Genomic DNA, 25,167 nt, shown 5'->3' with positions numbered 1-25,167 from the left:
GAAGTCACCGTCAGCGCGGACCTGAGGGAGCAACCGACGTGGTCGAGACGCACGACATCGTTCGCCCGCCCGCCGAGCTCAGCGCGGCGCTCGCGGCCATCGGCAGCGCGACGGCCAGCGGCGAGCTCAGCCGCATGGGCATCCGCAGCGCTTTCATCCGCGGCCCGGTTTCGGTGACCCCCGGCGTGCGTGTGGCCGGCCCGGCGCTGACGCTGCAGTTCCTGCCGAAGCGGGAGGACCTCTACCCCGTCGACGAGTACGAGGAACCGGAAAAGCAGCTGCACCGGCACGTCATGTACCACGCGCAGCCGGGCGACATGATCGTCGTGGACGCGCGCGGGGACATGGAGAGCGGCGTGTTCGGCGAGATGATGCTGACGTTCTTCAAGGGCCGCGGCGGCGCCGGCGTCGTGGTCGACGGGTGCCTGCGCGACACGGGCGAGGCCAAGCGGCTCGGCCTCGGGCTGTGGATCCGCGGCGCCACCCCGAACTTCCACACCCAGACCGGCATCGTCCCGGCCGCGGTCAACGTGCCCGTGGCCTGCGGCGGCACACTCGTCGAGCCGGGCGACATCATCGTCGCCGACGACGACGGCGCGGTCGTGGTACCGGTCAAGCTCGCCCCAGCTCTGGTGGCCCACGCCCAGGAACACGCGGAGTGGGAGGAGTTCTCCCGCATCCGCCTGTCCGAGGGCGGCGACATGCGGCTGTACTACCCGCTGTCGGACGAGGCCCGGCCCGAGTACGAGCGCTGGCGGGCGGAAAACGGCCGCGCCTAGCTCCACAGCCGGTCGTGGCTCGACTCTCCGTCCCAGTGCTTCGTTTCGGCGAAGAACACCGGGTCGCGCGGGTCGAGGTGGCGGCGCAGCACCTCCTCGTCGAGGTCGCCGAACCCCAGGCCCGGCGTGTCCGGCACCGTGATGCGGCCGTCCTGGATCAGCGGGCGGGGCAGGCCGGTGACGAGGTCGCTCCAGAACTCCACCTCGGCCGCGTGGTGTTCGAGCGCCAGGAAGTTCTCCGTGGCCGCGGCCAGGTGCACGCACGCCATCGTCGCGATCGGCGACGCCGCCAGGTGCAGCGCCATCGCGACCCCGCGCTCCTGCGCGTAGTCGCCGAGCCGCTTGGTCTCCGCGATCCCGCCCGCCGTCGCCGGATCCGGGTGCACGACGCGGATGGCACCCGCGTCCAGCAACGGACGGAAGCCGTCGAGCAGGTAGATGTCCTCCCCCGTGCACGTCGGGACGGCGACGGCCTCGGTCAGCTGCCGCCACTGGTCGGTCAGCTGCCACGGGATCAGGTCCTCGATCCACGCCAGCGTGAACGGTTCCAGCGCGCGGCCGATCCGGATGCACGAGTCGAGGGCGATGTGGCCGAAGTGGTCGGCCGCCAGCGCGACGTCGTAGCCGACGACCGACCGGACGATGTCCACATAGGACACCAGGTGCTCGACACCGCGCGCGGTGACCTGGATGCCGGTGAACGGGTGCATCGTCGTGACGTCCGAACGGGCGCCCGGCGGCGCGATCAACGCCCCCGGCACGTCCCACAGCAGGTCGACGCCGACGTCCATCTTCAGCATCGTGAACCCGCGCTGCTTGCGTTCCAGCAGCCGGGCCCCCATCGCGTGCGGGTCCGGCAGCGACGGCGTGTCCGCGTAGCACCGGATCTCGTCCCGGAACCGGCCCCCGATCAGCGCGTACGCGGGTACTCCGTACGCCTTGCCGGCCAGGTCCATCACTGCCATCTCGACGCCGGAGACCCCGCCGCCCTGGCGGCCGTGGAACCCGAACTGCTTGATCTTGCGGAAGATCTTGTCGACGTTGCAGGGGTTTTCCCCGACGAGACGGCTCTTGAGCATCAGCGCGTAGGTGGCGCTGGCGCCGTCGCGCACCTCCCCGTAGCCGACCAGCCCCTGGTTGGTGTCGATCCGGATGATCGACGAGCGGAACGGCACCCCGGCCAGGGTGGCCACCCGCAGGTCGGTGATGCGCAGGTCACTCGGCCGGGACGCGGTCGCGACGTGTTCCTCGCTGATCATCCCTTTACCGCCCCCGCGGTGAGGCCCTCGGTCAGGAACCGCTGCCCGAACCCGTACATGAGCACGACCGGGATGCTGACCAGCAGCGAGGCGGCGGCCAGCTGTCCCTGCGGCACGACGTCGCCGAAGATCATCGACTGCATGCCGACCGGCAGCGTCTTGTTCTCGTCCTTGGTGATGAACACGAACGCGAACAGGAACTCGTTCCACGCGTTGGTGAGCGTGAACAGCGCGACCGCGAGCAAGCCCGGTTTGGCCAGCGGCAGCACGATCCGGCGGAACGCCCCGAGCCGCGTGCAGCCGTCGACCAGCGCGGCCTCCTCGAGGTCGGCCGGGATCGACTTGAAGTAGCCGACGAGCAGCCACGTCGCGAACGGCAGGGTGAACGTCGGGTAGGCGAGCACCAGCGACCACAGCGAGTCGTTGAGCCCGATCCCGCTCATCAGCTGGTACAGCGGGATGAACAGCAGCGCGCCCGGCATGACGTAGGTGAGCAGGATCGTCACGGTGAAGCTCTCCGAACCCCGGAACTTCAACCGCGCCAGCGCATAACCCGCCAGTGCCGCGCAGACCAGGGCGATCACGGTGGACGCGACCGACACCAGGATCGTGTTGACGTACCAGGTGCCGAACGCCCCGGTGAACAGGTTGGTGAACTGCTCGGTGGTCCACGGGGCCGGCCAGAGGTCGTCGGTGCGCGCGACGATCTGGTCGTCGGACTTGAAGGCCGTGACCGTCATCCAGTAGAGCGGGGCGAGCACGAAACCCAGCAGGGCCACCAGCGCGGCCGCCGAGCCGGTGACGCCGACCACGCGGGCGGCCAGCCGGTTGCCCCGGATGGCGAGCACCGAGACGACCCGGCCGACGGCGGCCGCGAGCACCACGAACACGCCCAGCACGAGCGCGGCCTTCCACACGATGTGCGGCGACGCCCAGACCAGGACGAGCGCCGAGCCCGCGACGATCACCCACGGCAGGGCCCGGCGCTGGGCGGGACTCAGCCGCCGTCGCCCCAGGTCCGCGGCGCCCGGCTGGTCGGTGCGCCGCATCATCCGCACGAGGATCACCACCAGGACGGCGATGATCGGCAGCATCACCAGCGTGACCGCGGCACCCGCGCCCGGCTGCAGCTGCTGGATGGCCTTCGAGTAGGCCACCATCACGTACGGGGCGGTGGCGTCCCCCGGTCCGCCCTGGGTCATCAGCCAGATCAGGTCGAAGTTGTTGAACGTCCAGATCGACGACAGCAGCACCGTCACGATCATGACCGGCCGCAGCCCCGGCAGCGTGATGTGCACGAAGCGCTGCCACGGCGACGCGCCGTCCACCATCGCCGCCTCGTGGAGCCCGCTGTCGATGGCCTTGAGCCCGGCGAGGAACGTCACCGTGAAGAACGGGACGCCCTTCCAGACGTTGACCAGGATGACCGCCGGCAGCGCGAGCGCGGGATCGGACAGCCACTCCGCGGGCCACTTGTCGACGAGCCCCATCGCGGCGAGGGCGGGCCCGATCCCCGAGTCGGTCAGCAGGACGTTGACGCTGCCGAAGATCGGGTCGAGCAGCGACCGCCACGTGAACGCCGTGACGACCGTCGGGATCACCCACGGCAGCAGGATCACCCCGGCGATGAGCGCCCGCCCGCGCCGCATGTGGTGCAGCATCAACGCCGCGATGAGCCCGAGGACCACCTTGAAGATCTCGGCGTAGGCGGTGAAGACGAACGAGTTGAGCACGCCCTTGTGGAACAGGGCGTCGCCGATGAGCGCGGTGTAGTTGCCCAGCCCGGCGAAGACCGTTTCCGCGCCGTGGCGTTCCGTGAAGCTGGTGAAGACCGAGCTGACGATCGGCACCAGGATCAGGCCGGCGACCAGCACCAGCGTCGGCCCGATGAACACCGCCGCGAGGCGCCAGTCCCGCCCGAGCCGCCGCTGCGTCGGCGTGAGCGACGACGAGCTCGGCGCCGGCCGGGCCGGCGCGGCCGGTGTCCTCTTCGGACGCAGGATGGTCACTGCTTGTAGCCCTGCTGCTCGAAGATCTGCACGATCCGGGCGTGGGTCGAGGCGACGGCGTCGGCCGGCCGGGTGCCCTGGATGACCGACTGCATCATGTCGGTCAGCAGGTAGGCGGCGATGGACGCTTGCTCGCCGGGGCTCGGGGCCTGGGGGAACGCGTAGCCGGTCCGGGTCTTCAGCGGGAGCTTCACGCGGGTCTGCTCCCGCAGCGCCGCGAAGGCCGGGTCACCGGTGGTGTAGTACGGGTCGGAGTCCCACACCTTGTCCCACGCGGGGTTGACCAGGCACGGTGCTTCCTTCGCGACCCCGAGCAGCGCGCTCCCGCTGACCATGAACTTCGCCACCAGCTTGGCGAGGTCGGGGTTCTTCGCCCCCTTGAACACGACGAACGAGTTGGACTGGCCGTACGCGAGCGGCTGGTCGATCGCCGGTCCGGTGGCGCCGTTGAACGGGTGGGTGTTGGCGTAGACCGGGTTCTTCTTGGTCTTCGAGTCGGCGTAGACGCTGAACTGGTTGAGCGTGAGCCCCAGGATCTGGGCCAGCCAGTTCTCGTTGTTGCTCGAGTCGGTCCAGCTGCCGATCCCGGGTGGCAGCATCGGCGCGTACTTCGGGTTCGTGTAGATGTCGCCGATGAACGTGACGGCGGCGACCGTCTCCGGCGAGTTGAACACCACCTTCGTGCCGGTGTTGTCCGCGATCGCGCCGCCGTAGGTGCTGATGACGTTCTGGATGAAGCCGTTGGCGTCCCCGGAGCGGTTCACCGTGAGCCCCCAGCCGAAGCGCCGCTTGGCCGGGTCCGACACCGCCAACGCGTTGTCGCGCAGCTCTTCCCACGTGTAGTGAGGCTTGAGCGGGAGACCCTTTTCCGCGTACCAGTCCTTGCGCAGGTACATCCCGGACGCGATGAAGTGGTACGGGATCGCGAACCAGCGCCCGTCGAACACGCAGTAGTTGGTCGCCTCCGTCGCGGGCTCCCCGTAAAGCGCTTTCATCTCGGTGACCACGTCGGTGACGTCGGTCAGGGCGCCGAGGTTGTGGAGCTGGCCGACGAACCGCAGATCGCTCATGAAGGCCAGATCGCGGTTGGTGCCCGCCTTCACCTCGGCGTCCATCTTCGCGACCATGTCGCCGGCGTCCCCGGAAACCAGGTCGTTGCGGACCGTGGTGCCGGTGGCCTGTGCGAACACCTGCAGCGACTTGTCCAGCGCCTTGTTGGCGGCCTCCGAGTACAGCTTCTGCGACAGCATCCCCACCGACCCGCCGCGCAGCGCCGCCGCCTGGTCAAGCAGTGCCTTGGGCACCTGGACGTCGACCTGCGGCGCGGGTGCGGGACCGCTCCCGCAGCCGGCGAGACCGAGCACGCCCAGCGCGCTCACCCCCGCGCTCATCCCGAGGAAGGTGCGCCTCGACAGGTCAGTTTTCTCTTCCATGACAACTCCTCGTACCGACGGGGCGACGTTGCGACCGGCGGGGGCAGCGAGGCGAGTGCCACGCTGCGAGTTTTCAAAGCTGCGAGCTTCGAGCTGGGTCGTTCACGCGGCGAAGGACGCCGTGCTGCTGATGCGGTGTCCCGGCAGCCCGTCGAACAGGCCGGCCGAGCCGCGGGGCCGCCACAGCGGTACCGGGCCCGCGCCGGGCACGGGGTCGAGCGCCAGTGCGGCCGCCCGGTCCGCGGAGTCGAGCGCCCGCAGGACGACCATCGCGTTGGCCACGCTCTGGGCGACGCTGCCGACCGGCCGCACGCCGAACTGCACGGCGTCGGCGAAGTCGGCGAGCTCCGCGCGGTAGCCGTTGTCGCTGCCGCGGAAGACGGTCGTGTGGGCGGTGGCGTCGGGACTGCTGCGCGTCACGCGGCGCTCCGACTCGGATCCGCCGAGCACGAGCACGCCTTCGGTGCCGTACAGCCGCATGTCGTTGGGTTCGGGCGGCACCGGGATTTCGGGGAAGGACGCGGTGTAGTTGCCGATGGCGCCTCCGGTGAAGACGAGGTTGAGCGTGAGGTCCGACGGTGCGTCGATCGTGCTGTTGGCCGCCTGCACGGCACCGTGCACCCGCGCGACGTCGCCGCAGAGCAGCCGGATCTGGGCGATGTGGTGCACGCCGAAGTCGAGGTGCACACCGCCGCGGTACTGCGGCCGCTGCCGCCACGGCGTGCCGGTGAACCCGCCCGCCCGGGGCACCGACCGGCCGGCGTGCCGCCACGCCATCAGGTGCGGGCGGCCGATCGCGCCGTCGTCGAGCAACGCGCGGGCGTAGCGCAGGTCGTCGCGGTAGAAGTAGTTCTCCCCCACCATGAAGGTGCGGTCCGGGTGTCCGGCCGCCAGGGCCAGGAAGGCCGCGGCCTGCTCGGCGTCGCCGCCGGCGGGCTTCTCGCAGAACACGTCCTTGCCCGCCGCGAGCGCGTCGCACGCGACTTCGTACAGGTGCGGGATCGGCACCGAGATCAGCACGGCGTCGACGTCGTCGCGGGCCAGCAACGCGGCCCGGTCGGCGACGGCCCGGGCCGGATCGACCCCGCTGTAGGCGGCGAACCTCGTGCGCTGGTCGGCGGAAGAGTCGGTGAACGCGGTGACGGCGAACCGGTCGGCGAGCCCGCACAACGCCGGCCAGTGCAGCTTCTCGACCGCGAGCCCCGTACCGATCAGCCCCAGCCGGATCGGCGGGATCGCAGGTGCTGCCATGCCTCGTCCGTCCTCGTCGACAGTTGGCGGAACTCGGTCGTGCAGGGGTGCTAACGCCGCTTGGCGGCCCGCTTGCTTCGCTGCTTCTTCTCCGCGAGGAGCGTGGAGAAGTTGTTGCTCAGGTGCTTGCGCATCGCCTCGCGGGCCGCTGCCGGGTCGCGCGCCACGAGCGCCTCGTAGATCTCGGTGTGCTGGGCGGTGGCCCGGCGCAACCCGGCCGGCGCCTCGTTGGTGACGCGCCGGCTGGCCGTGCCGAGCCAGCGGGCGGAGTACATGATCCGGTCGAGGATGCGGTTGTCGGCCGCCCGGCAGATTTCCATGTGGAATTCGTGGTCGACCTCGAGGTAGGCCTCGGGATCCGTTTCGAGCGCGGCCATGCGGTCGATCTCGCCCTTGAGCCGCGCCAGCGTCTCGTCGGTGATGCCGGCCGCGGCCATCGCGGCGAGTTCGGGCTCGAGCAGTGCCCGCATTTGATACAGCTCCTGGAGCAGTTCGTCAACGGTCTCCGTCGGCAGCCACTCGATCAGCAACGGGCTCAGGTAGTCCCACTCCGCGCGCGGGCGGACGACGACGCGGCGGCCCTGCGCGACCTCGACGATGTCCAACGAGGCAAGGATCTTGAGGGTCTCCCGCGCCACCACGCGGGACACCCCGAACTCATTCGAGATGTCGAGCTCCGACGGGGCCCGGCCATCTTCGATTTCACCGCTGACGATGCGCCGGGTCAGGTGGGCCGCCACCTGCACCGGAAGAGTCCGGACCTTGACAGCGTCCGGAGACTCTTGTCTCCTTGGCATGTCATCAGCTTATAGGACAAGTTGGACTTCGCGACAGACCTTTCACCGGCACTACTCAGCGGCGGGAGAGCAATGCGGATCGTGAACGTCACGACGGCGGTGGTGGCCTACCACGGACAGGCCACCCTGGTGCGGATCGACACCGACGAGGGCCTGAGCGGCTTCGGCGAGGCCAATCCCGACGCCGGCGCGGGCGCGGTGGTCGGGATGATCGACTCCCTGACACCCCTCCTGATCGGCGAAGACCCGCGCAACGTCGAGCGGTGCTGGGAGAAACTGCGGCGCAGCAAGGTTTTCGCGGGCGCCCAGAGCGGGGTGTTCGTGATCGCGCTGTCCGGGATCGAGCTCGCGCTGTGGGACCTCGCGGGCAAGGCCGCGGGTCAGCCGGTCTACCGGTTGCTCGGCGGGAAGTTCCGCGACCGCATCCGCCTCTACGCCGACTGCGGCGACGGCGACGACCCGGCGGGTTCGGTCGCCGGGTGCGTCGACCGGGCCCAGCGGATGGTCGCCGAAGGCTTCACCGCCATCAAGTTCGACATCGACAACCTGAAGCACCCGGCCAAGTTCGACACTTTCAACCACACGATCAACGCCGCCGAGCTGCGCTCGATGGTCGAGCGCGTGGCCGCCGTCCGGGAAGCGATCGGACCGGATGTCGATCTGGCCATCGACCTGCACGCCCGCTACGACGTGCCGAGCGCGTGCCGGATCTCGTGGGAGCTCGAGCCGTTCCACCTGATGTGGCTCGAGGAGCCACTGCCGGCGGAGAACGTCGACGCGCTGGTGCGGGTGCGCGAACAGACCCGCACGCCGATCTGCGCCGGCGAAAACCTGTATCTGCGCTGGGGATTCCGCGAGCTGCTGGAACGCGGCGCCGTGGACGTCATCGAGCCGGACGTCCCGAAGTGCGGCGGACTGGCCGAGGCCAAGAAGATCGCCAACCTCGCGGAGCTGCACTATGTTCCGTTCGCCCCGCACCTGGTGTCGACGCCGCTGGGCACGATGGCCACGTCGCACCAATGCGGCGCGATCCCCAACTTCCTCGTCCAGGAATGGCACGCCCTCGAGGAACGCGCGGTGTGGGACAGCTACGTCCACGCCCCCGACGGGAGCGGCTCGATCGTCAAGGACGGCTACATCACGCTTCCCGACACCCCCGGCATCGGCGTGGAGCTCGACATGGACGGCGTCCGGGCCCACGCCGTCGAGGGCTACGGAGTGTTCGAGTAGCGCAGCAGGTTTCCGGACGGGTCAAACACTTCCAGCACGTCCGCCGAAAGCGCGTGCGGGTAGCCGGCCGCGGCGAGCCGTCCGGCCAGCGCGTGCACGTCGTCCGCCGTGGGCAGCAGCAGGTCGACGCCGACGAGGCGCGCGGTGTCCTCGGGGACGGGCACGCCACCGTCCGGGCTGAACCGGTTGGTGAGGACGAGCAGTGCCCGGTGCTCGCTCACCCCGATCGCGAGGAACATGGTGCCCAGCCTGCCCTGGACGTCGAACCCGAGCAGGTCGACGTAGAAGGGCTCGGTGGCCTTCAGCTCGGCGTCGGTCACCTTCAGCTGGACGTGCCCCATTTCGGTCCCCGCCGGCAGCCCGGTGAACGGCTCGTCCGCGCCGGGCTCGTCGGTGAAGTCGGTCAGCTTCATCGGATCGGCGACGACCGCCGGCTGGTCGCCCTGCCAGCGCCACTCCTCGCGCGGGCGGGCGCAGGTGACCTCCACGCAGTGACCGTCCGGGTCCACGACGTAGCACGAGTGCGCGACGCTGTGGTTCGCCAGCTCGAACTCGGCGTGCTCGGCCGCGTAGTGCTTCACGAACCGGGCCAGGTCGGCGGGCGCCGGAACCTGGGGCGCGAAGTGGCTGAGCCCCGGGCTCGACGCCGGCGGGAGGCCCGCACCGGGTCGTTCCCGCAGGACGGCGAGCACCCGACCGGGCACTCCCACCCACGCGCTCCCGGCCTCGCGGTCGAGGATCTTCAGGCCGATGGACCGCGTGTAGTAGTCCAGGCTGCGGTCCAGGTCGGCGACCGTCAGTTCGACGGCGCCCAGCGTCAGCCGGCCGGTGGTGGTCATCGGGCCAACCTCGAAACGGCGGACATGCCCTTGAAGAACAGGATCAGCTTCACCGGCCGGCCGTCGACGAACATCATGTCGAGACCCTTCTGCGACGCCGCGGCCGCTTGAGCACCGCGCGGGAACATCGTTTTCTCGTAGCGGGCGAGCGCGGTTTCGACGTCGGAGCCGTCGAGGATCTCCCGCGCCAGATCGGCGCCGTCGATCAGCGCGATGTTGGCGCCTTCGCCGGCGAACGGCGACATGAGGTGCGCGGCGTCGCCGACCAGCGTCACACCGGGGACCCGCTCCCAGGTGAGCCCCGTCGGCAGGGCGTGGATCGGCCGGGGCCAGATGGCGCCGTCGTCGCACTCGCGGATCAGGTCGGTCAGGGCCGGGACCCAGTCGGGGTACTCGCGCAGCAGCCCCGCGCGCACGGATTCCGTTTCGTGCCAGTCGATTCCGCTGTCGGTGACCCAGCTCTCGGGGACGCGCAGGCCGCAGCCGAACGCGATGGTGTTCCCGCCGTGCCCACCGATGTACCTGTTGTCGGACAGCGCGAAGAAGCTTCCCCGCCCGGTGAGCGCGAGCGCTTCCGGGTGCTCGACGGCCGCGTCGGTCAGGCGCAGCTCGACCACGGTGATCCCGGTGTAGTGGGGCTTCACCGGAGTCAGCAGCGACCGGATCCTCGACCACGCGCCGTCGGCGCCGACGACGAGATCGGCGCGGACCACGGAGCCGTCCGCGAACTCCAGCGCATGCCCGGCGTCGACGGACCGCGCGGCGACGACCTTGCGCCCCCAGGCGATGGTGTCCGGGTCCAGCGACTCGAGGAGCAGCTGCCGCAGCTCCGTCCGATCGATCTCCGGCCGCCCGCTGCCTCCCGCGGGTTCACGCCGGTCGACGTGCACCCGCCCGGTCTTGTCGAGCAGGCGCATGTCCTCCCCGCCGACGTGGGTCCGAGCGCGGAACGCTTCGTAGAGACCGGCTTCCTTGAGCGCGAGCTGCCCGGTGTCCTCGTGGATGTCGAGCGATCCGCCTTGCCGCCGGGAATCCGGCGTGGCATCGGCTTCGTAGACGGTGACGGGCATGCCGTTGCGCTGGAGGATGCGTGCGCAGACGAGGCCGCTCAGGCCCGCGCCCACGATGGCGATGGTGTTTTCGGACGTGGTGATCACCCCTAGGTCATGGAGCCGACCGCGGCTCTTAACGAACGTTATTCGTTACGATCGTTGTTCGTCAAGTTGCAGAACAAGGCTCGCGACGAATACCGTTCGCCAGTGCCCCAGCGTGATCCGTTCAGAGCCCCCGAGGTCGAGAGCCGCCGCACCAGACCGGCCAAGCCGCCCCTGAGCCGCGACGCGATCGTCGAGGAGGCACTGCGCCAGATCACCGCGGAAGACGGCGGCCCGATGAACCTCCGCAAGATCGCGAAGGCGCTCGACACGGGCCCGGCATCGCTCTACGTGTACGTGAACGACATGAGCGAACTCCAGGCGCTCGTGCTGGACCGCGCGCTGGCGGACGTCAAGATCGACGAGACGGAGGGCTCGTGGCGCGACCGCCTCGAAGGACTCCTCCGTTCGTACGCCGAAGTCCTGATGAGCAGCCCGGCGGTAGCGCTGATGGCGTTCCGAACGACGGCGGTGGGCCCCAACGCACTACGCATCGCCGAAGCCGTCCTGGAACTCCTGGCCGAAGCGGGCGTCGACCAGAAGACCGCAGCGTGGGCGATCGACATGCTGACGATGCTCATCACATCGGTAGCGGCAGAGCAGGCACTCGGCGCGGACCCGGGAGCCCCGGACGGCCCGGTAGCCCAGGCAATCAACCGAGCCCCGGCGACGGAGTACCCCCGCATCCACGCGGCGAGGACGGAGATCATGTCGGGCACCGGCGAGGAGAGGTTCGCCTGGTCGGTGGACGTACTGATCCGCGGAATCCTCGCGCGAGCCCAGTCCTAGGAGCCAGCGGCTCACCAGCTGCCCCATCACCGCCCACCGCGCCCCCGGCCTTGACGCTCGTCAGCCGTTGATCCCCCGCGCCACCGCGAGCTGCCGCTCCTTGTGCTGCCGCTCGCGAGCCAGGTCACCGGCGTACTGCGGAATGAGCACGTCCTCCACCGCGCGCTCGACCGCAACCCACGTGGGGACCCACCCGGCCCGTTCCTTGCACCGCACATCCTGGGTGGCGACGGCGGACGCCTCCAGCGATCCAGCCACGACGACGTAGCAGCGACCAACAGCCGGGATGTTGAGTGCACTTAACAAAAGGCGTTGAAGAGTCCTGACGACGGGCGTAACCGGCCACTGGCTGGTCGGCAAATTTCGCAGCAGAGAACCATCCGTTGATACGCAGCCTCGTGCCTATGTGGGTCGCCGGAGGGAAGCAGCCGGTCGCTCGTTTTACAGTCCCCTCCGGCGACTGACACCCGTCAGGCCAGCAACTGCGCCGTCTGGGCTGCCACACTAGCCCAATAGTCGGCCGCCCGGCGCGCACGCGTGGCGTCGGCTCCCGAATCTTCCAGTCGATACGCGGCCGCCGAAGCCTCAATCTTCTTGTTCTCCAGCATCCGATCCGTGAAACTGCGCGCATACGACCAGATGTAGACCTGCTGCGTGCGGTTCAGCAGCCCGGCGCCCGCCTGCGGCACGGGTATCGCCCCGGCTGCCGAGAGGATGTCAGGTGTCAGAGCGTCCGCATCCAACTCGGCCTGGGCTCGCTCGACGGCGCTCAGCCACGCCTTGAATCTCTCGGTGAAGTCCGATTCCACTGCCTGCATGGCGTTGACACTGACCGCCTGCGGCTGATCCACCTTGCGTTTGCTAAATAAGGACATCGCTCTCACCTCTCGATATACAATCTTGCCGTCTCGCGGGGGAAGAGAGACGGCACACGTTCGTTCGATGGGCTACGAGATCAGTAGGCGCAGTACCAGCTGTACGGATCGGAGTAGCTCCTGAAGCCGCCGTAAGCATTCGCCCTGTTGTACTGCGTACGGCATTGTTTCCACACATCGATGTCGCCGTCCGCGACCGGGACCGACCCGGAGACGCATTTCCAGCCGTAGACGTTCAAGGTTCTGATCTTCGCCAGCTGCCCCTGTCCGGAGTACTGGTTGTTGCACGCTGCCTGCATGTCCACGCCGCCGCGGACAGTGGCCGCCGATGCCGGCGCGGCGGCGACGGGCAGGAACACACCCATCAGGGCGGCGCCGATCAGTAACAAACCTCGCCCTCGCTATCTGCCGCACGTAACAGGAAGAGCGGCTGTCCCGATAGTGGTGTTCATAGCGATCCTTTCGCGGATCTGGATGGTGATGGGAATGTTTGACAAGCATCTGCGTTGCCCGCCTCGGTTTCCACCGGGAAAGTACGGTGTTTGCCGGGTGTTGATCTCACAGTCTTCCCGTTGGCGGTCGGCATGACGTCGCAGTCGGTCTCGCGCCTCGCTGAAACGAGAGCTGGCGTGGAAATGACCATCGTCTGGGGATTCACCGGCATCCGCGCCTTCGATCTGGCGCAGGCAGCGGTCGCCATGAGCAGCGGCTCGCTACGAACATCGACTGCACCCGGAGTTGATCTCGCCGTCCTCTGCCTTGTGCTCATCGAATCTCTTGCGCTGTGTTCCTGGTTGGTGCGGCGCCGATCCGTACGGCCATTGCAGTGGCCGGTCGCGGCGGATTTCGCTGTCGCCCTATTCGTGCTCTGCTCATCACTGATCTACGTCGCCCCCGAAGACCGCACGAACGTCTGGGCGATGTGGTCGTACCCGGTGACACTCTCCGCCACGGTCCTGATCGGAGCAGCGTCGGTGCGCTGGCAACACGCGCTCGCCACGTCGGTGCTTATCGCCGTGACCTACACCGGGGTCGTCGCATTGCCGCTGACGGGCAATCCTGCCGAGCAGGCCGCCTCGATCGCCAACGCGCTGGCCTACCCAGGGTTCGCGATCGTGTCGTACCTGTTCATGAGCTACATACGGCGGATTGCTGATACGGCCGACAGCGCCAAAGCGAAGGTGACTGAGCTGGAACGTGACCGGAGCAGGGCCATCGTCCACGACCTCCTGCCGTATTTGCGGCTGGACAGGTTCGCGGACGCCGACCTCGACGCTCGACTGGCGATGGTCGCACAGGCCGACCGTACGTATGAACATATGCGTTCGTTCGTCGACGGCACTCAGTACCCGTTGCGCGTGCAAGACCGGATCCAAGCCGTGCTGAATCGCTGGCCGCGTCCCAGCGTGCGGGCCGTCATCGACCTCGAGCCGTCGATCGAGCTGCCGGAGGACGTACTGGACCATTTACATCGCGCTCTGGACACCGCGCTGTCCAACGCAGAGCAGCACGCTCCGCGCGCGGTCATCGACGTCACTGCCCAAGCGGACGACACCAAGGTCATGGTGACTGTTCGCGACGATGGCCCAGGCTTCGACATGTCGACAACTCCGCCCGGGTTCGGCATCGCCGAGATCCTCGGCCGGCACCTCGCCGTGGTCGGCGGCGCGAGTCGGATCGAGTCGGCGCCCGGCCATGGCACCGAAGTCCACATCACCGTGCCGAGGAAGCAATGAACGCTGCGACCGGGGGACCGCCTCTCGCGCTGCCACTGGCAGCGCCGGACGAACCAGTGCACTACGTTCTCATCGACGATGAGCCTCGTTACCGGCAAGGGCTGGGACAAGTCAGCGAATTTCCGCTGACTCAAGTGGGCAGTTGGGGGACCATAGACGACTTCGTCCATCTCCAACAGAACGGTTGCCACGTCGTCGTGTTGGATCTGTGCCTGAACCGGCAAACCGGCGATACGGCAGTCCTGCAAGGCGTGCGAGCAATCAGCAAACTCGTGCACGACTACGGCCAGCGGGTCCTCGTCTACACCGCCGAAGCTCGGCCGGAGCCCATCGCACGCTGCGTGGCCGCCGGCGCGGCCGGGTACGTCAGCAAATACCTCGGCGACGACGGCGCACTGGCGCAAGCGGTGGCCGAGATCGGCCGCAATGGCACCATCGTGACCTCCGCCCTACACGACGCTCTACGCCAGTTAATCAAGCAATGCCGCGACGTCCGCCTATCCTTGCCACTTGAGGAGACACTGGCCCTGCTCGACCGAGGTCTGTCCGACCAGGAGGTCGCCGACCGCCTGCACAAGTCGAAACGGACGATCGAGGAACACAAACGGAAGATCCTTGAGCTGTTCGGCGAACAAATGGAGAACCGCAAACGCGGCTTCGGCGACCTGCGCCGCGAGTACGGCGTCGGACCCGGTGATCTCGTCAACGACCAACCCGGAAACCGGCCCGGGAGGGGACTGCTCAGACGAGCGTTGTCCTGGCTGACCACGAGCGAAAACAAGAGCAAGCGACGTGCCTGAAGTTCCGGCCACCTCACGTCGGGGTCCGGAGGACCGGGGCAACGCCAAGGTGTCCGGACAACCGTCGGAATCTCATCCAGGTGTCGATGCGCTGCGGCGCCTCGCGGAACTCACGCCACCGCTTAAACGTCCTCTTCTGCCGAAGAGCGGATGTTGGCGCCATCGTCGACCGGCTCCGTAGCGACCCGCACGGTGGCCACTTCAGGTCGATCGTGCTCGATCAAGGTTCGAGCGGATGATCCCGGTTCGGATCATCCGCCGCCTGGTAGGTGTGAGCCAGGTTGTTCCGCGAGGTCAGCGTGTTCGGATGGTCGGAGCCCAGAAACCGCTCCCGGTCGGCGAGAGTGGCCTCATACAGCGGGATCGCCCGCTCCAAACCACCCACCGACTCGTAGACGCCCGCCAGGTTGTTTTGCGGGACCAGCGTGTCGGGGTGGTCGGGCCGTTGATGCGCCGGGTCGGTCAGCAGGCGCCAAAAGTGGTTGGTGTGCCGGCCACTGAGCGGGACCATCGCCACGAACGACGGATCGAGCGCAATGTCTGCGGGTTGGGCGATGCGGGGGATGATCAGCGCCTCGGAGTCGCCTTCGCCGAGGACGACGAACTTGGCGAAGTACAGCTCCGGGTGCGCCCGGACCGCTTCCCGGACATATTTGCCCTCCTCGGATTCACCGGGCGGGAGCAGGATCGGCCGCACCCACGCTGTTGCCGTGGTCTGACCGGTGCGGAAGTAGCGCAGCCGCTCAGGAACGATGCGGTGCAGCACGCTCGCCGAGTGACTGGCGATGACCGCCTGCATGCGGAAGCTTCTGCTCAGTTCCTGCAGCTGGGTGATGATGCGCGAGATGTAGAACGCGGCCAGGCTGTTTCCGCCTCTTCGACAGCCACGAGAGTCAGGCTGGGCAAGTGCGCCGATCCGAGTTGGAACTCCCTCGCGTGTGGTCCGGAGGCGACGCCGGCCTCGATGTCGAGGGTTGCTCCCAGCAACGCCAGGTGCAGCAGCGAGCGCTGGCCGTCGCTGAGCTCGCGTGCCGGCCGGGCCCGCCCAGTCGGATCGGGCTGGAACACGAGCTCGATCGGCCAGGAGCTGGGCGAAATCGCTTTCCAACGGCCGGAAACGCGGCTCGGCGTGGGTACCGGCACCGTGCAGTTCCCGCCAGCGCCGGGCCAGCACACTTTCGACCGCGGATGTCGCAGGCTCGTCGTGGAACGTTGTGGCCAGCTCGGCGGCGGCGTGCTCCACCTTGCCAGGACCGTGAAAGAGTTCGCCAGCTAGTTGAAACAGTTGATCGAGTGCGCGGGACGTCCGCGAACCAGGTGTCCACCGCCTCCGACTTAGCGTCCACCATTTCGTACCTGGTCAACGGCAGGCGGCTCAGCCAACCCGAGACTTTCACCTCGTGCTGGCGAGCTACCGACGGTCCAGAGGCCAGCGCGCCCTGCGCGCGCGGGCTCCGGGGTCACCTTCACGTCGCCCCCGCGGCCGGAGCATCGCACCACGAGTTACAGGCCTGCAACCTGTCGCTACCGCCAGTGCCGCCGCCGCGTCCCAGCGGGCCCACAGTCGATCACTGGACGATCGTCAAGATAGACACTAAATCGCCCCTACCCATGGGTAGCAAAAAAGCCCAGGTCTGTGACCTGGGCTTTGCTCCCCCGCTTGGACTCGAACCAAGAACCCTCCGGTTAACAGCCGAATGCTCTGCCAGTTGAGCTACAGGGGAATGTTGCTCACTTCCGGTGCCGGTCTCTCCGACCGACAAGAGAAACTTTAGCCCATGCCCGCACACCCTCCGCACCCACCCCCCACTTGGCGCAACCGCCCCCTCGCGGCCGTTTTCCTGGACAATGGACAGTCGGACGACCTATCGATGGAAGGCGTGGACGCGGATGAAGAAGTTCCTGCTGGGGGCAGGCCTGGGGTACGTGCTGGGCGCCAAGGCAGGCCGGGGGCGGTACGAGCAGCTCGTGCGCACCTACCGCCGCATCGTCGACCACCCCATGGTCCAAGGTGCCGCCGGGGTTGCGCGGGCCAAGATCAGCGAGAAGGTCAAACGGTAGCCACCACGAACACCCGGCGGAACTCGAACCACGTCGTGCCGTCGGGCCTGGTCGGGTACGTCGCCGCCAGCCGGGGGGCCAGCTCCGTGCGGAACTGCTCCCACTCGGTGTCGGGCAGGGCCGCGCGGATCGGGCGCAGTGCCGTTCCGGTGATCCACTCCAGCACCGGTGACGGCCCCCGCAGCGGCTGCACGTACGTCGTCTCCCAGGCGTCGACTCCGCAGCCTGCGTCGGCCAGGAGGTTCGCGTACTCCTGGGGGCTCGAGACCGCGTCGTCCTCGCGGAGGACCACCTCCGCCAGCCGGGACGACCACGCCGGGGACGCCGCCAGTTCCCTGGTCAGCGCATGCGACGGCGCGTTGAAGTTGCCCGGCACCTGGATCGCCAGGTACGCACCCGAGGGCAGCGAGGACACCCAGCGGCGCAGCAACGCGGAGTGGTCCGGCACCCACTGCAGGACGGCGTTCGACACCACGACGTCGGTGTCCGGCGCCGGCGTCCAGTCGCGGACGTCCAGCAGCGACGCGTCGAGGCCGCGGACACGTGCTGCAGCCACCATTTCGGGTGAACTATCGCTGCACTCAAGCACCGCCGAAGGCCACCGGGAGCGCAGCGACACAGTCAGGTTGCCGGGGCCGCAGCCGAGGTCGACTACGCGGCGGGGCGCCGTCGCGCCGATGCGTGAGACCAGGTCGTAGAACGGCCGGGCCCGCAGGTCGGCGTAGTCGAGGTACTTCTCCGGATCCCACACGGCCGCCTCCCAGCAACAGTACGCTTGTACTGAGTACGAGCGTACTGCTACTCGACCGGGTTGACCAGCTTCGCGGCGGCCTGCTCGGCGATGGCCGCCACCAGGTCGGCGTCGGTGCCCGGGTCGGGCCGGACCTGCAGGACGCTGCCGTCGCGGCCGGGCACCTTGCGCTGCACGAACCACGCTCCCCCGGACCCGATCTCCTGCCGGTGCCGCGAGCGGATCGAACCCTCGACGCGCTGGTAGGCCTCGCGCGGCACCTTGCCCGGTGCGGCCAGCCGGTAGCGGACCGGCGGCAGGTCGGCCAGCAGGACCGCCGAGCCCGCCGTGCCGGCTTCGGCCGACTCGGTCAGCGTGAACACGCCGTCCGCCCAGGCCGCCTTGCCCACGAGGTGCCAGCCGACGCGCCGCGCCGCGCCTTCGGCCGGGACCCACAGCCCGAGCGGCGTCACGACGAGGTACCCACCGCCCTCGACCGGGGCGCTGTCGACGACGTCTTCCCCAGGCGAAAGCGAACCCGTGAAGTCCGGAGGCGTGCGGTCACCCAGCAACCGGCGCAGGAAGCTCATCTCAGCCCCACGCGCCGGCGGCGGCCTGCTCGCCCAGCGACTTCTTGTACTGCTCCAGCGCGACGAGGTCGCCGAACAGCGCGCGGTAGTCGTCCGGCGCTTCGACCGGCGAGAGCCGCTGCAGCTTGCCCTTGATCTCCGCGATCTGCCGGCCGACGAGGCCCTCCTGCAGCCGGGCGAGGATCGACGAGATGTAGCGCGAGTCGACTTCGTCCTTGGCCTGCAACGGTTCCACGGCCAGCTCGGACAGCACGCGCCGGACCGTCCCTTCCGGACAGTGCGGGGCGGCCGCGTCCAGCAGCGACGGCCCGGTCAGGCCCGAACCCGCGCCGCCCGCCTTGAGCACGGCTTCGTGCACCGCGACGTACACCGGGTGCGTGAACGCCTCCAGCGGCAGCGCGTCGTACTCGGGCCCGGCGATCGCGGGCTGCTGCAGCGCCGCCTTCAGCGCCTCGCGCTGGACGGCGAACCGCGGGTCCTTGGGCGCCGGGCGGGCCAGGTCCGGCGTCGCCGAAGCGGCCGGGGCCTCCTGGGCGCCGACGCGGGCCGGTTGCTTGAGGGGCGCGCCGCCACGCCGGTCGGTCGCGCCCGAGCTGCCGCGGACCCGGTTGACCACCTGCGCGACGTCCTGCCAGCCCACCCACCAGGCGAGCTTCGACGCGTAGCCGTCGCGGGCCGCGCGGTCCTTGATCGACGCGACCATCGGCACGGTCTTCTGCAGCGCCGCGACCTGGCCGTCGACCGAGTCGAGGTCGTAGTTCTTGAGCGTGCTCCGGATGACGAACTCGAACAGCGGAGTGCGCCGCGCGACCAGGTCCTTCACCGCGCTGTCGCCCTTGGCCAGGCGCAGCTCGCACGGGTCCATGCCGTCCGGCGCGACCGCGATGTACGTCTGGCCGGCGAACGTCTGGTCGCCTTCGAACGCCTTCAACGCGGCTTTCTGCCCCGCTTCGTCGCCGTCGAAGGTGAAGATCACCTCACCGCGGAAGGCGTCGTCGTCCATCATCAGCCGGCGCAGCACCTTCATGTGGTCCTCGCCGAACGCCGTGCCCGACGACGCGACCGCCGTCGGCACGCCGGCCGCGTGCATCGCCATCACGTCGGTGTAGCCCTCGACCACGACGACCTGGTGCCGCTTCGCGATCTCGCGCTTGGCCAGGTCGAGGCCGAACATGACCTGGGACTTCTTGTAGATCGGCGACTCGGCGGTGTTGAGGTACTTCGCCGAGATCCGGTCGTCGTCGAACAGCCGCCGCGCGCCGAAGCCGACGACCTCGTTGCCGACGTCGCGGATCGGCCAGACCAGGCGCCGGTGGAAGCGGTCCATCGGGCCGCGCTGGCCCTCCTTGGACAGTCCCGCCGTCAGCAGCTCCTTGACCTCGAAACCGCGCGTGAGCAGGTGCTTGGTCAGCTTGTCCCAGCCGCCGGGGGCGTAGCCGCAGCCGAACGTCTTCGCCGCGGACGCGTCGAACCCGCGCTCGGACAGGAAGTCCCGCGCGGTGCGCGCCTCGTCGGTGCCCAGCTGCTCGGCGTAGAACTCCTGGGCCGCGCGGTGCGCCTCGATCAGCCGGCTGCGGCTGCCGCGGTCACGCTGGATCGTCGCGCCGCCACCTTCGTAGGTGAGCCGGAAGCCGATCCGGTCGGCCAGCCGCTCGACGGCCTCCACGAAGGTGATCAGGTCGATCTTCTGGACGAACTTGATCACGTCGCCGCCCTCGCCACAGCCGAAGCAGTGGAAGGTGCCGTGCGTCGGGCGGACGTTGAACGACGGGGTCTTCTCGTTGTGGAACGGGCAGAGGCCCTTCAGGCTGCCCCCACCGGCGCGGCGCAGCGCCACGTACTCCCCGACGACCTCGTCGATCCGGTTCCGCTCGCGCACCTCCGCGATGTCGCTCTCCCGAATCCGTCCTGCCACGCCACCCACTCTAGGCCTTCACCTCTTCACCCCATACGGCACACTCGGGGCATGGCCTCCACGCCCACCGCCCAGGACACCCTCGCCGCGGAGTTCGCCGCGCACCGCGGTCACCTGATCGGGGTCGCCTACCGGCTGACCGGCACGCGCGCCGACGCCGAGGACGCGGTCCAGGAGTCCTGGCTGCGCCTGGCCGGGCTGGACGACGCCGGCCGCGCGGCGATCCGCGACCTGCGGGGCTGGCTCACCACGGTGGTCGGCCGGATCTGCCTGGACCGGCTTAAGTCGGCCGCCGCGCAGCGCGAGCGGTACGTCGGCCAGTGGCTGCCGGAGCCGGTCGTCACGCCGTTCGGGCAGCCGGTGAGCGAGGACCCCCTGGACATCGCGGTCCGCGACGACGGCCTGCGGATGGCCGCGCTGGTCGTCCTCGACAAGCTGACGCCGGAGCAGCGCGTCGCGTTCGTGCTGCACGACGCCTTCTCGGTGCCGTTCGCGGAGATCGCCGACGCGCTCGGCGTCTCGGTCGAGGCCGCCCGCCAGCACGCGTCCCGGGGCCGGAAGGCACTCGCCGACGCCGACCCGGCACCCCGCGTGCCGCTCGACGACCAGGCGCAGATCCTCGAGAAGTTCGTCGGCGCGCTCCTGGCCGGGGACATCCGGGCCATGACCGAGCTGCTCGCCCCGGACGTCGTGCTCATCGGCGACTCGGACGGCAAGGGCCGCACCACCCGCCAGCTCATCCTGGGCCCGGACAAGATCGCCCGGTTCTTCATCGGCCTCATGCGCAAGTACGAGCCGGGGGTGGTCGAGCGCGGCGCGCCGGTGCTGGTCAACGGCGACCTGGGGATGTACCTGCCGCCGATGCCGGGTCGCGAGGGCTTCCTGGCCCTCGACGAGCACGTGCAGTCCGTCAGCGTCCGCGACGGGAAGATCGTGGCCATCTACGACATGGTCAACCCGGACAAGCTGACCCGCATCACGCGTCCCGCCGCCGCGCAAGGGTGATCCCGGCGGACAGCAACACGGCGGCGAAAGCACCGAAGTAAGCCAGCGCCCAGCCCGGGCTCAGCGGCGAGTCCGACAGGACGGCCGCGTTGCCGCCGTCCCTGCCGGCGTTGGCCTCCCCGCTACCGCTGAGGAACTTCGTGACGGCGTTCAGCGGCATCCACCGGTGGATCGCCGGCCCGACCCGGGGGATGAGCGTGACGACGTTCTCCGCCATGAGCGGGTAGGCGACGAGCAGCGCGACCGTGCCGGCGGTGTGGCGCACGAGCAGGCCGACGCCGACCCCGCAGACGGCGGCCAGCGCGAACACCGGACCGGTGCCGGCGACGATCGTCCAGTCCGCGACGCTGTCCAGCGCCAGGTCGGCGTCCGGGGCGAGGACCCGCGCGACCAGCCAGGCCGTGAACGCGGCGGCCTCGCCGAGGAAGAACGCGAAGGCGGCGACGACCACGGCCTTCGCGAGCAAGGCGGGCCACCGGCTCGGCACTGCCTGGAAGGTGCCGTGGATCGTGCCGGAGTGGTACTCGCTGGTCACGGCGAGCGCAGCGGCCAGCAGGACGGCGACCATCCCCAGCTGGTAGCCGAACTGGGTGCTCGCGACGGTGGGCGGCAGCCGCGACTCGGTCGCCGTGAGGGCGGTGAGCGCGGCCGGGGCGGCCAGCGCGACGAGCGCGAAGACGCCGCACACCCAGGGCGTGGCGATGCTGAAGAGCTTGATCCGTTCACTGGCGACGAGGTGCATGCCGGAACGGTCTCGCGGCGGACCCCGGTTCCGCGTCCGACCGGGGTCCGATTCCCGGAGTCCTACGGGAGCGGGACACGGCAGGCGTCGCCCGAGGTGAAGCCCTGGTCGACGATGCCGAGCGCGCTGTTCATCCGGGCGCGCGAGTTCTCCAGCGCGACCTGGTAGGTCAGCTCGACGACGCCCTCGCGGCCGAACTCGCGCTCGAGCTCGGCGACCTGTTCGTCGGTGACGGTGACCTGCTCGCCGGACATCGCGTCGGCGTAGGCGATCGCGAGCCGTTCCTGGCGGCTGAACGCGGGCGACGTCGCGTAGTCGTCGATCTTCCTCAGCCGCTCGATGTCGAGGCCGTCGTGCTTCTGCAGCATCGTGCCGAAGTCGACGCACCACGAGCAGCCGATCCGGGTCGCGACGCGGTAGACGGCGAGCTCGCGCACGTTCGCCGGCACCTTCTTCGAGGCCCGCTCCACCATCAGCTCGTGCACGGCATTGGCCCGCAGCAGGCCGGCGTGGTGCGCGGCGACGGCCATCGGCTCGGGCACCGCGCCGTAGCGCCGGCCCGCGAAGCGGTACATCAGCTTGAGCACCAGGCCGGCTTCGGACGTCTTCTTCGCGGGGATGCGAGGCATCTGCGTTCTCCTTCGTTCGCGGTCACGAGGGGGACGAGACCGCTTCCGAAGACGTGACAGCGGGCGCGGTGACGCAGGCCACGAGCATGATCGCGGCCGCCGAGCCGAACACGACCGTGAGGCCGGCGGCGCCGAGCCCGCCGGTCGTGGCCAGCGCGAGCCAGCCGAACACCGCGGCGCCGGCCAGCCCGCCGGCCTGCCGGGCGAAGGTCAGCGAGCCCAGCGTGACGCCCATCAGGTCGCGGCGGGCACGGGTCTGGCCCAGGACGGTGTACGCGGACGTGCAGACGGCGAAGGCCGCGCCGATCGCGAACAGCCCCGGCACGAGGAGCCACGGAGTGCCGCCGAGAGCGGCCGCGACGGCGACCGCGGCGAGCCCGGCCGTGCCGAGCAGGCAGCCGAACCGGCCCCACGTCGCCATTTCCGGACGTCGGCGGGCCAGCGCGGCGAAGGACGCGGACAGGGCGAGCTGCCCGGCGGTCATCGCGACGAGCAGCGCGCCGGTCCCCGCCGCGGCCGCGGTCAAGGCCGCGACCAGCGCGACGTAGGTGAAGGTGCCGTAGAGCGCGGCGCCGGCGAGGCCGTTGACCACCACCGCGCGGGCCAGGACGGCGTCCGCGAAGACCTTCGGCGAGATCAGCGGGCTCTTGGTGCGACGCTGCCGTCGCACGAACAGGAACCCGGCTCCCCCGGCGATTCCGGCCAGGATCGGCGTCCACAGTGGACTTCGGGCGAGGTCGTCGACCGTGCCGAGCGCGACGACCGCCGACCCCGCGGCCACGAGCAGTGCGCTGCTCACGACGTCGAACTTTTCCTTGGTGCGACTCGGTTTCGCGGGCAGCCCGCGCAGGCCGAGCACCAGGGCGGGCACGCAGAGCGGGAGGTTGACCAGGAAGATCCACCGCCAGCCCGGGCCCGCGGCGAGCAGCCCGCCCAGGGGTGGACCGCCGAGGGTGGCGGCCGCGAAGACCGCCGTCTGCCAGCCCTGGCGGCGCAGCAGCTCGTCGCGCTCGAACAGCTCGCCGAGCGCGCTCATCGCCGTGACGATCAGGCCGCTCCCGCCCAGGCCCTGCAACGCGCGGGCGGCGATCAGCGAGCCGAGGTCGGGCGCGGCGGCACACCACGCCGAGGCCGCGGCGAACACGAGAACCGAGCAGGCGAACGAGATCCGGCGGCCGTGGAGGTCGCCGAGCCGGCCGTGCAACGGCGTCGCGACGGTGAGGGTGAGCAGGCCGGCGGCGGTCACCGCGACGAGGCCGGTGCGGACGTGCAGGTCTTCGCCGATCGAGGGCAGGGCCGCGGTGACGATCAGGCCGTCGAGCTGGGCCATGGCCATGCCGAGCAGCAGACCCGCGAAGGCGAGGTTCCGAGATGCGTGCATAAAGCACACGTTATAACGTGCCTTATGCACGCATCAAGCTCCGACGGTGGCCCCGCCCTCTTCCGGCTGGTCCGGCACTGGTCGCGCCAGTGGGCCCCGGACGTCGTCGAGCGCTTCGACTCCGACGCCCCGGCCGCGTGGACGGTGCCGAACCTGCTGGTCATCCAGGCCGTCGACGGCGCCACGGCGGACGAGGTGACGGTCGCCGACGTGGCCCACCAGCTGGGCATCGACCGCTCGGTGGCCAGCCGGATGGTCGGCGAAGCCGGGCGAGACGGCTTCGTGGTGCGCTCGACGTCGGCCCGGGACGCGCGCCGCGCGGTGCTGACGCTCACCGAAGCGGCGAAGGAGTTCCTCGCGGCTTCGCAGGCCCACCAGCGCCAGGCGTTCGAGACGCTGGTGGGCGACTGGCCGCGCGAGGACCGCGAACGCTTCGCCGGCTACTTGACCCGGCTCGCGGACGAAGTCCTCGGTTAGCCCAGGATTTCGTTCAGCACTTCCCACGCCTGCCAGGCGCGCGTGACGCCGAACTGGGCGTTGAACCGCAGGGCCGCGCGCACGTCTTCCGGCGACGCGCCGCCCCGGAGCGCGCGGCCGACGTGGATGCGGAACGTGTCGGCCAGCGTCTGGTAATGCACGTCGACGCTGAGGCTGACCAGGCCGCGCTCGCGTTCGCTCAGCGTGCCCGGCCCGTGCCCGGCGCGCATCCGCGACTGCAGGTCGAAGTACCCGGTGAAGTGCGCGTCCAGCTCGTCCAGCCGCGCCCGTACTTCGGCCGGCAGCGGACTGGGCCCGTCGGACAGCGGTTCGGGGACCGCGCGCTCCGGCTCGAGGCCCAGTTCCGTTTCGAGCTCGGCGATCCGCTCGATGCCCGCCGTCGCGGCGTGGTAGCCGCAGTCGTAGGAGACGAACCGCAGCAGCTCCCGGATGTCCGAAGTGGACACTCCGGCGGCCAGCCCGGCCCGCACGTGGGCGCTGAACGCCAGGCCCAGGCTCGCCTGGCAGACGTCGGCCGTGACGCACAGAAACGTCTTTTCCCGGTCGGTCAGCTCCGGGATCGCCCGGACGTACTTCGCGGTGGCGCCGACCAGCTGGGCAAACGCCGGATCGAGTGCGGCCAGCCGCTCGAGGCTCGTCGGTGGTGCGGTGGTGGTCAAAGTCGA

26 protein-coding genes and 1 tRNA gene are annotated in these 25,167 nt (G+C 69.6%); 8 read left to right on the top strand and 19 right to left on the bottom strand.

Going from position 1 to position 25,167, the window contains the following annotated elements:
* Positions 1–38 precede the first annotated feature (38 nt).
* Positions 39–779, top strand: a complete 741-nt coding sequence (locus ACZ7PG_RS48675; RefSeq protein ID WP_470246047.1) for a ribonuclease activity regulator RraA — start codon at positions 39–41, stop codon at positions 777–779.
* Here ACZ7PG_RS48675 and ACZ7PG_RS48670 read toward each other — a convergent pair.
* The 5 genes from ACZ7PG_RS48670 to ACZ7PG_RS48650 form a co-directional block, all read right to left on the bottom strand.
* Positions 776–2,038, bottom strand: a complete 1,263-nt coding sequence (locus ACZ7PG_RS48670) for a mandelate racemase/muconate lactonizing enzyme family protein (RefSeq protein WP_470246046.1) — start codon at positions 2,036–2,038, stop codon at positions 776–778. The genes ACZ7PG_RS48675 and ACZ7PG_RS48670 overlap by 4 nt on opposite strands.
* Positions 2,035–4,047 (bottom strand): ABC transporter permease, encoded by a 2,013-nt coding sequence (locus ACZ7PG_RS48665; protein WP_470246045.1) that lies wholly within the window; start codon positions 4,045–4,047, stop codon positions 2,035–2,037. Before ACZ7PG_RS48665 ends, ACZ7PG_RS48670 begins: the two co-directional genes overlap by 4 nt.
* Positions 4,044–5,480 carry an extracellular solute-binding protein gene (locus ACZ7PG_RS48660; RefSeq protein ID WP_470246044.1) on the bottom strand — a complete coding sequence of 479 codons (1,437 nt, stop codon included), beginning with the start codon at positions 5,478–5,480 and terminating at the stop codon, positions 4,044–4,046. Before ACZ7PG_RS48660 ends, ACZ7PG_RS48665 begins: the two co-directional genes overlap by 4 nt.
* A 102-nt stretch (positions 5,481–5,582) precedes the next feature.
* Positions 5,583–6,731, bottom strand: coding sequence for a Gfo/Idh/MocA family protein (locus tag ACZ7PG_RS48655; RefSeq protein ID WP_470246043.1), 1,149 nt, complete (start codon positions 6,729–6,731; stop codon positions 5,583–5,585).
* A 50-nt stretch (positions 6,732–6,781) separates the two neighbouring features.
* Complete coding sequence (locus ACZ7PG_RS48650) at positions 6,782–7,477, bottom strand: FadR/GntR family transcriptional regulator (protein WP_470246042.1); 696 nt, start codon at positions 7,475–7,477, stop codon at positions 6,782–6,784.
* 123 nt (positions 7,478–7,600) lie between these two features.
* Between ACZ7PG_RS48650 and ACZ7PG_RS48645 the strand changes: the two genes are divergently transcribed.
* Positions 7,601–8,758 carry a mandelate racemase/muconate lactonizing enzyme family protein gene (locus tag ACZ7PG_RS48645; protein WP_470246041.1) on the top strand — a complete coding sequence of 386 codons (1,158 nt, stop codon included), beginning with the start codon at positions 7,601–7,603 and terminating at the stop codon, positions 8,756–8,758.
* Here the strand turns inward: ACZ7PG_RS48645 and ACZ7PG_RS48640 are convergent.
* Together ACZ7PG_RS48640 and ACZ7PG_RS48635 are read right to left on the bottom strand one after the other, a co-directional pair.
* Positions 8,740–9,597: a VOC family protein gene (locus ACZ7PG_RS48640; RefSeq protein WP_470246040.1), complete on the bottom strand. Its 858-nt coding sequence runs from the start codon at positions 9,595–9,597 to the stop codon at positions 8,740–8,742. The two genes, ACZ7PG_RS48645 and ACZ7PG_RS48640, sit on opposite strands and share 19 nt — an antisense overlap.
* Positions 9,594–10,754: an FAD-dependent oxidoreductase gene (locus ACZ7PG_RS48635; protein WP_470246039.1), complete on the bottom strand. Its 1,161-nt coding sequence runs from the start codon at positions 10,752–10,754 to the stop codon at positions 9,594–9,596. The genes ACZ7PG_RS48640 and ACZ7PG_RS48635 overlap by 4 nt, the downstream gene beginning before the upstream one ends.
* Positions 10,755–10,763: 9 nt before the next feature.
* Between ACZ7PG_RS48635 and ACZ7PG_RS48630 the strand changes: the two genes are divergently transcribed.
* Complete coding sequence (locus tag ACZ7PG_RS48630; RefSeq protein WP_470246038.1) at positions 10,764–11,540, top strand: TetR/AcrR family transcriptional regulator; 777 nt, start codon at positions 10,764–10,766, stop codon at positions 11,538–11,540.
* A gap of 60 nt (positions 11,541–11,600) precedes the next feature.
* Here ACZ7PG_RS48630 and ACZ7PG_RS48625 read toward each other — a convergent pair whose 3' ends face one another.
* The 3 genes from ACZ7PG_RS48625 to ACZ7PG_RS48615 form a co-directional block, all read right to left on the bottom strand.
* Entirely contained in the window at positions 11,601–11,798 is a 198-nt protein-coding gene (locus ACZ7PG_RS48625; RefSeq protein WP_470246037.1) for a hypothetical protein, read from the bottom strand.
* A 212-nt stretch (positions 11,799–12,010) separates the two neighbouring features.
* Positions 12,011–12,391 (bottom strand): hypothetical protein, encoded by a 381-nt coding sequence (locus ACZ7PG_RS48620; protein ID WP_470246036.1) that lies wholly within the window; start codon positions 12,389–12,391, stop codon positions 12,011–12,013.
* A gap of 104 nt (positions 12,392–12,495) precedes the next feature.
* A complete protein-coding gene (locus tag ACZ7PG_RS48615) occupies positions 12,496–12,774 on the bottom strand; it encodes a hypothetical protein (RefSeq protein ID WP_470246035.1) in 279 nt (92 codons plus the stop codon).
* 276 nt (positions 12,775–13,050) lie between these two features.
* On the opposite strand from ACZ7PG_RS48615, the gene ACZ7PG_RS48610 reads away from it, so the two are divergent.
* Positions 13,051–14,151: a sensor histidine kinase gene (locus tag ACZ7PG_RS48610; protein WP_470246486.1), complete on the top strand. Its 1,101-nt coding sequence runs from the start codon at positions 13,051–13,053 to the stop codon at positions 14,149–14,151.
* Positions 14,148–14,951: a response regulator gene (locus ACZ7PG_RS48605; protein WP_470246034.1), complete on the top strand. Its 804-nt coding sequence runs from the start codon at positions 14,148–14,150 to the stop codon at positions 14,949–14,951. Before ACZ7PG_RS48610 ends, ACZ7PG_RS48605 begins: the two co-directional genes overlap by 4 nt.
* 220 nt (positions 14,952–15,171) lie before the next feature.
* Here ACZ7PG_RS48605 and ACZ7PG_RS48600 read toward each other — a convergent pair whose 3' ends face one another.
* Positions 15,172–15,750, bottom strand: a complete 579-nt coding sequence (locus ACZ7PG_RS48600; protein ID WP_470246033.1) for a tetratricopeptide repeat protein — start codon at positions 15,748–15,750, stop codon at positions 15,172–15,174.
* 852 nt (positions 15,751–16,602) lie between these two features.
* Positions 16,603–16,675, bottom strand: a tRNA-Asn gene (locus tag ACZ7PG_RS48595).
* A 124-nt stretch (positions 16,676–16,799) separates the two neighbouring features.
* On the opposite strand from ACZ7PG_RS48595, the gene ACZ7PG_RS48590 reads away from it, so the two are divergent.
* A complete protein-coding gene (locus ACZ7PG_RS48590; RefSeq protein ID WP_470246505.1) occupies positions 16,800–17,012 on the top strand; it encodes a hypothetical protein in 213 nt (70 codons plus the stop codon).
* Here the strand turns inward: ACZ7PG_RS48590 and ACZ7PG_RS48585 are convergent.
* Genes ACZ7PG_RS48585 through dnaG form a run of 3 tightly spaced genes read right to left on the bottom strand, consistent with a single transcriptional unit; the run spans position 17,002 to position 20,256 of the window.
* The gene (locus tag ACZ7PG_RS48585) at positions 17,002–17,763 is read right to left on the bottom strand and encodes a trans-aconitate 2-methyltransferase (RefSeq protein ID WP_470246032.1); all 762 of its coding nucleotides are present in this window, start codon (positions 17,761–17,763) and stop codon (positions 17,002–17,004) included. The two genes, ACZ7PG_RS48590 and ACZ7PG_RS48585, sit on opposite strands and share 11 nt — an antisense overlap.
* A 47-nt stretch (positions 17,764–17,810) precedes the next feature.
* Positions 17,811–18,332 carry a hypothetical protein gene (locus ACZ7PG_RS48580; RefSeq protein ID WP_470246031.1) on the bottom strand — a complete coding sequence of 174 codons (522 nt, stop codon included), beginning with the start codon at positions 18,330–18,332 and terminating at the stop codon, positions 17,811–17,813.
* Between the two features lies 1 nt (position 18,333).
* Positions 18,334–20,256: a DNA primase gene (gene dnaG, locus ACZ7PG_RS48575; RefSeq protein ID WP_470246030.1), complete on the bottom strand. Its 1,923-nt coding sequence runs from the start codon at positions 20,254–20,256 to the stop codon at positions 18,334–18,336.
* A 42-nt stretch (positions 20,257–20,298) separates the two neighbouring features.
* Between dnaG and ACZ7PG_RS48570 the strand changes: the two genes are divergently transcribed.
* Positions 20,299–21,252 (top strand): sigma-70 family RNA polymerase sigma factor, encoded by a 954-nt coding sequence (locus ACZ7PG_RS48570; protein WP_470246029.1) that lies wholly within the window; start codon positions 20,299–20,301, stop codon positions 21,250–21,252.
* Here ACZ7PG_RS48570 and ACZ7PG_RS48565 read toward each other — a convergent pair.
* From ACZ7PG_RS48565 to ACZ7PG_RS48555, 3 genes are all read right to left on the bottom strand, one after another.
* Complete coding sequence (locus ACZ7PG_RS48565) at positions 21,224–21,994, bottom strand: hypothetical protein (protein ID WP_470246028.1); 771 nt, start codon at positions 21,992–21,994, stop codon at positions 21,224–21,226. The two genes, ACZ7PG_RS48570 and ACZ7PG_RS48565, sit on opposite strands and share 29 nt — an antisense overlap.
* A gap of 62 nt (positions 21,995–22,056) precedes the next feature.
* A complete protein-coding gene (locus ACZ7PG_RS48560; RefSeq protein WP_470246027.1) occupies positions 22,057–22,623 on the bottom strand; it encodes a carboxymuconolactone decarboxylase family protein in 567 nt (188 codons plus the stop codon).
* A gap of 22 nt (positions 22,624–22,645) precedes the next feature.
* Positions 22,646–24,004, bottom strand: coding sequence for an MFS transporter (locus ACZ7PG_RS48555; RefSeq protein WP_470246026.1), 1,359 nt, complete (start codon positions 24,002–24,004; stop codon positions 22,646–22,648).
* 24 nt (positions 24,005–24,028) lie between these two features.
* Between ACZ7PG_RS48555 and ACZ7PG_RS48550 the strand changes: the two genes are divergently transcribed.
* Entirely contained in the window at positions 24,029–24,481 is a 453-nt protein-coding gene (locus ACZ7PG_RS48550) for a MarR family winged helix-turn-helix transcriptional regulator (protein ID WP_470246025.1), read from the top strand.
* On the opposite strand, the gene ACZ7PG_RS48545 is transcribed toward ACZ7PG_RS48550, so the two are convergent.
* Entirely contained in the window at positions 24,478–25,161 is a 684-nt protein-coding gene (locus ACZ7PG_RS48545) for a carboxymuconolactone decarboxylase family protein (RefSeq protein ID WP_470246024.1), read from the bottom strand. The genes ACZ7PG_RS48550 and ACZ7PG_RS48545 overlap by 4 nt on opposite strands.
* Positions 25,162–25,167: the final 6 nt, after the last annotated feature.

It is taken from the genome of Amycolatopsis sp. NPDC114504, from assembly GCF_055633595.1.
The sequence above is the reverse complement of the archived record's forward strand: the minus strand, read 5'-3'. Positions and strand labels throughout refer to the sequence as shown.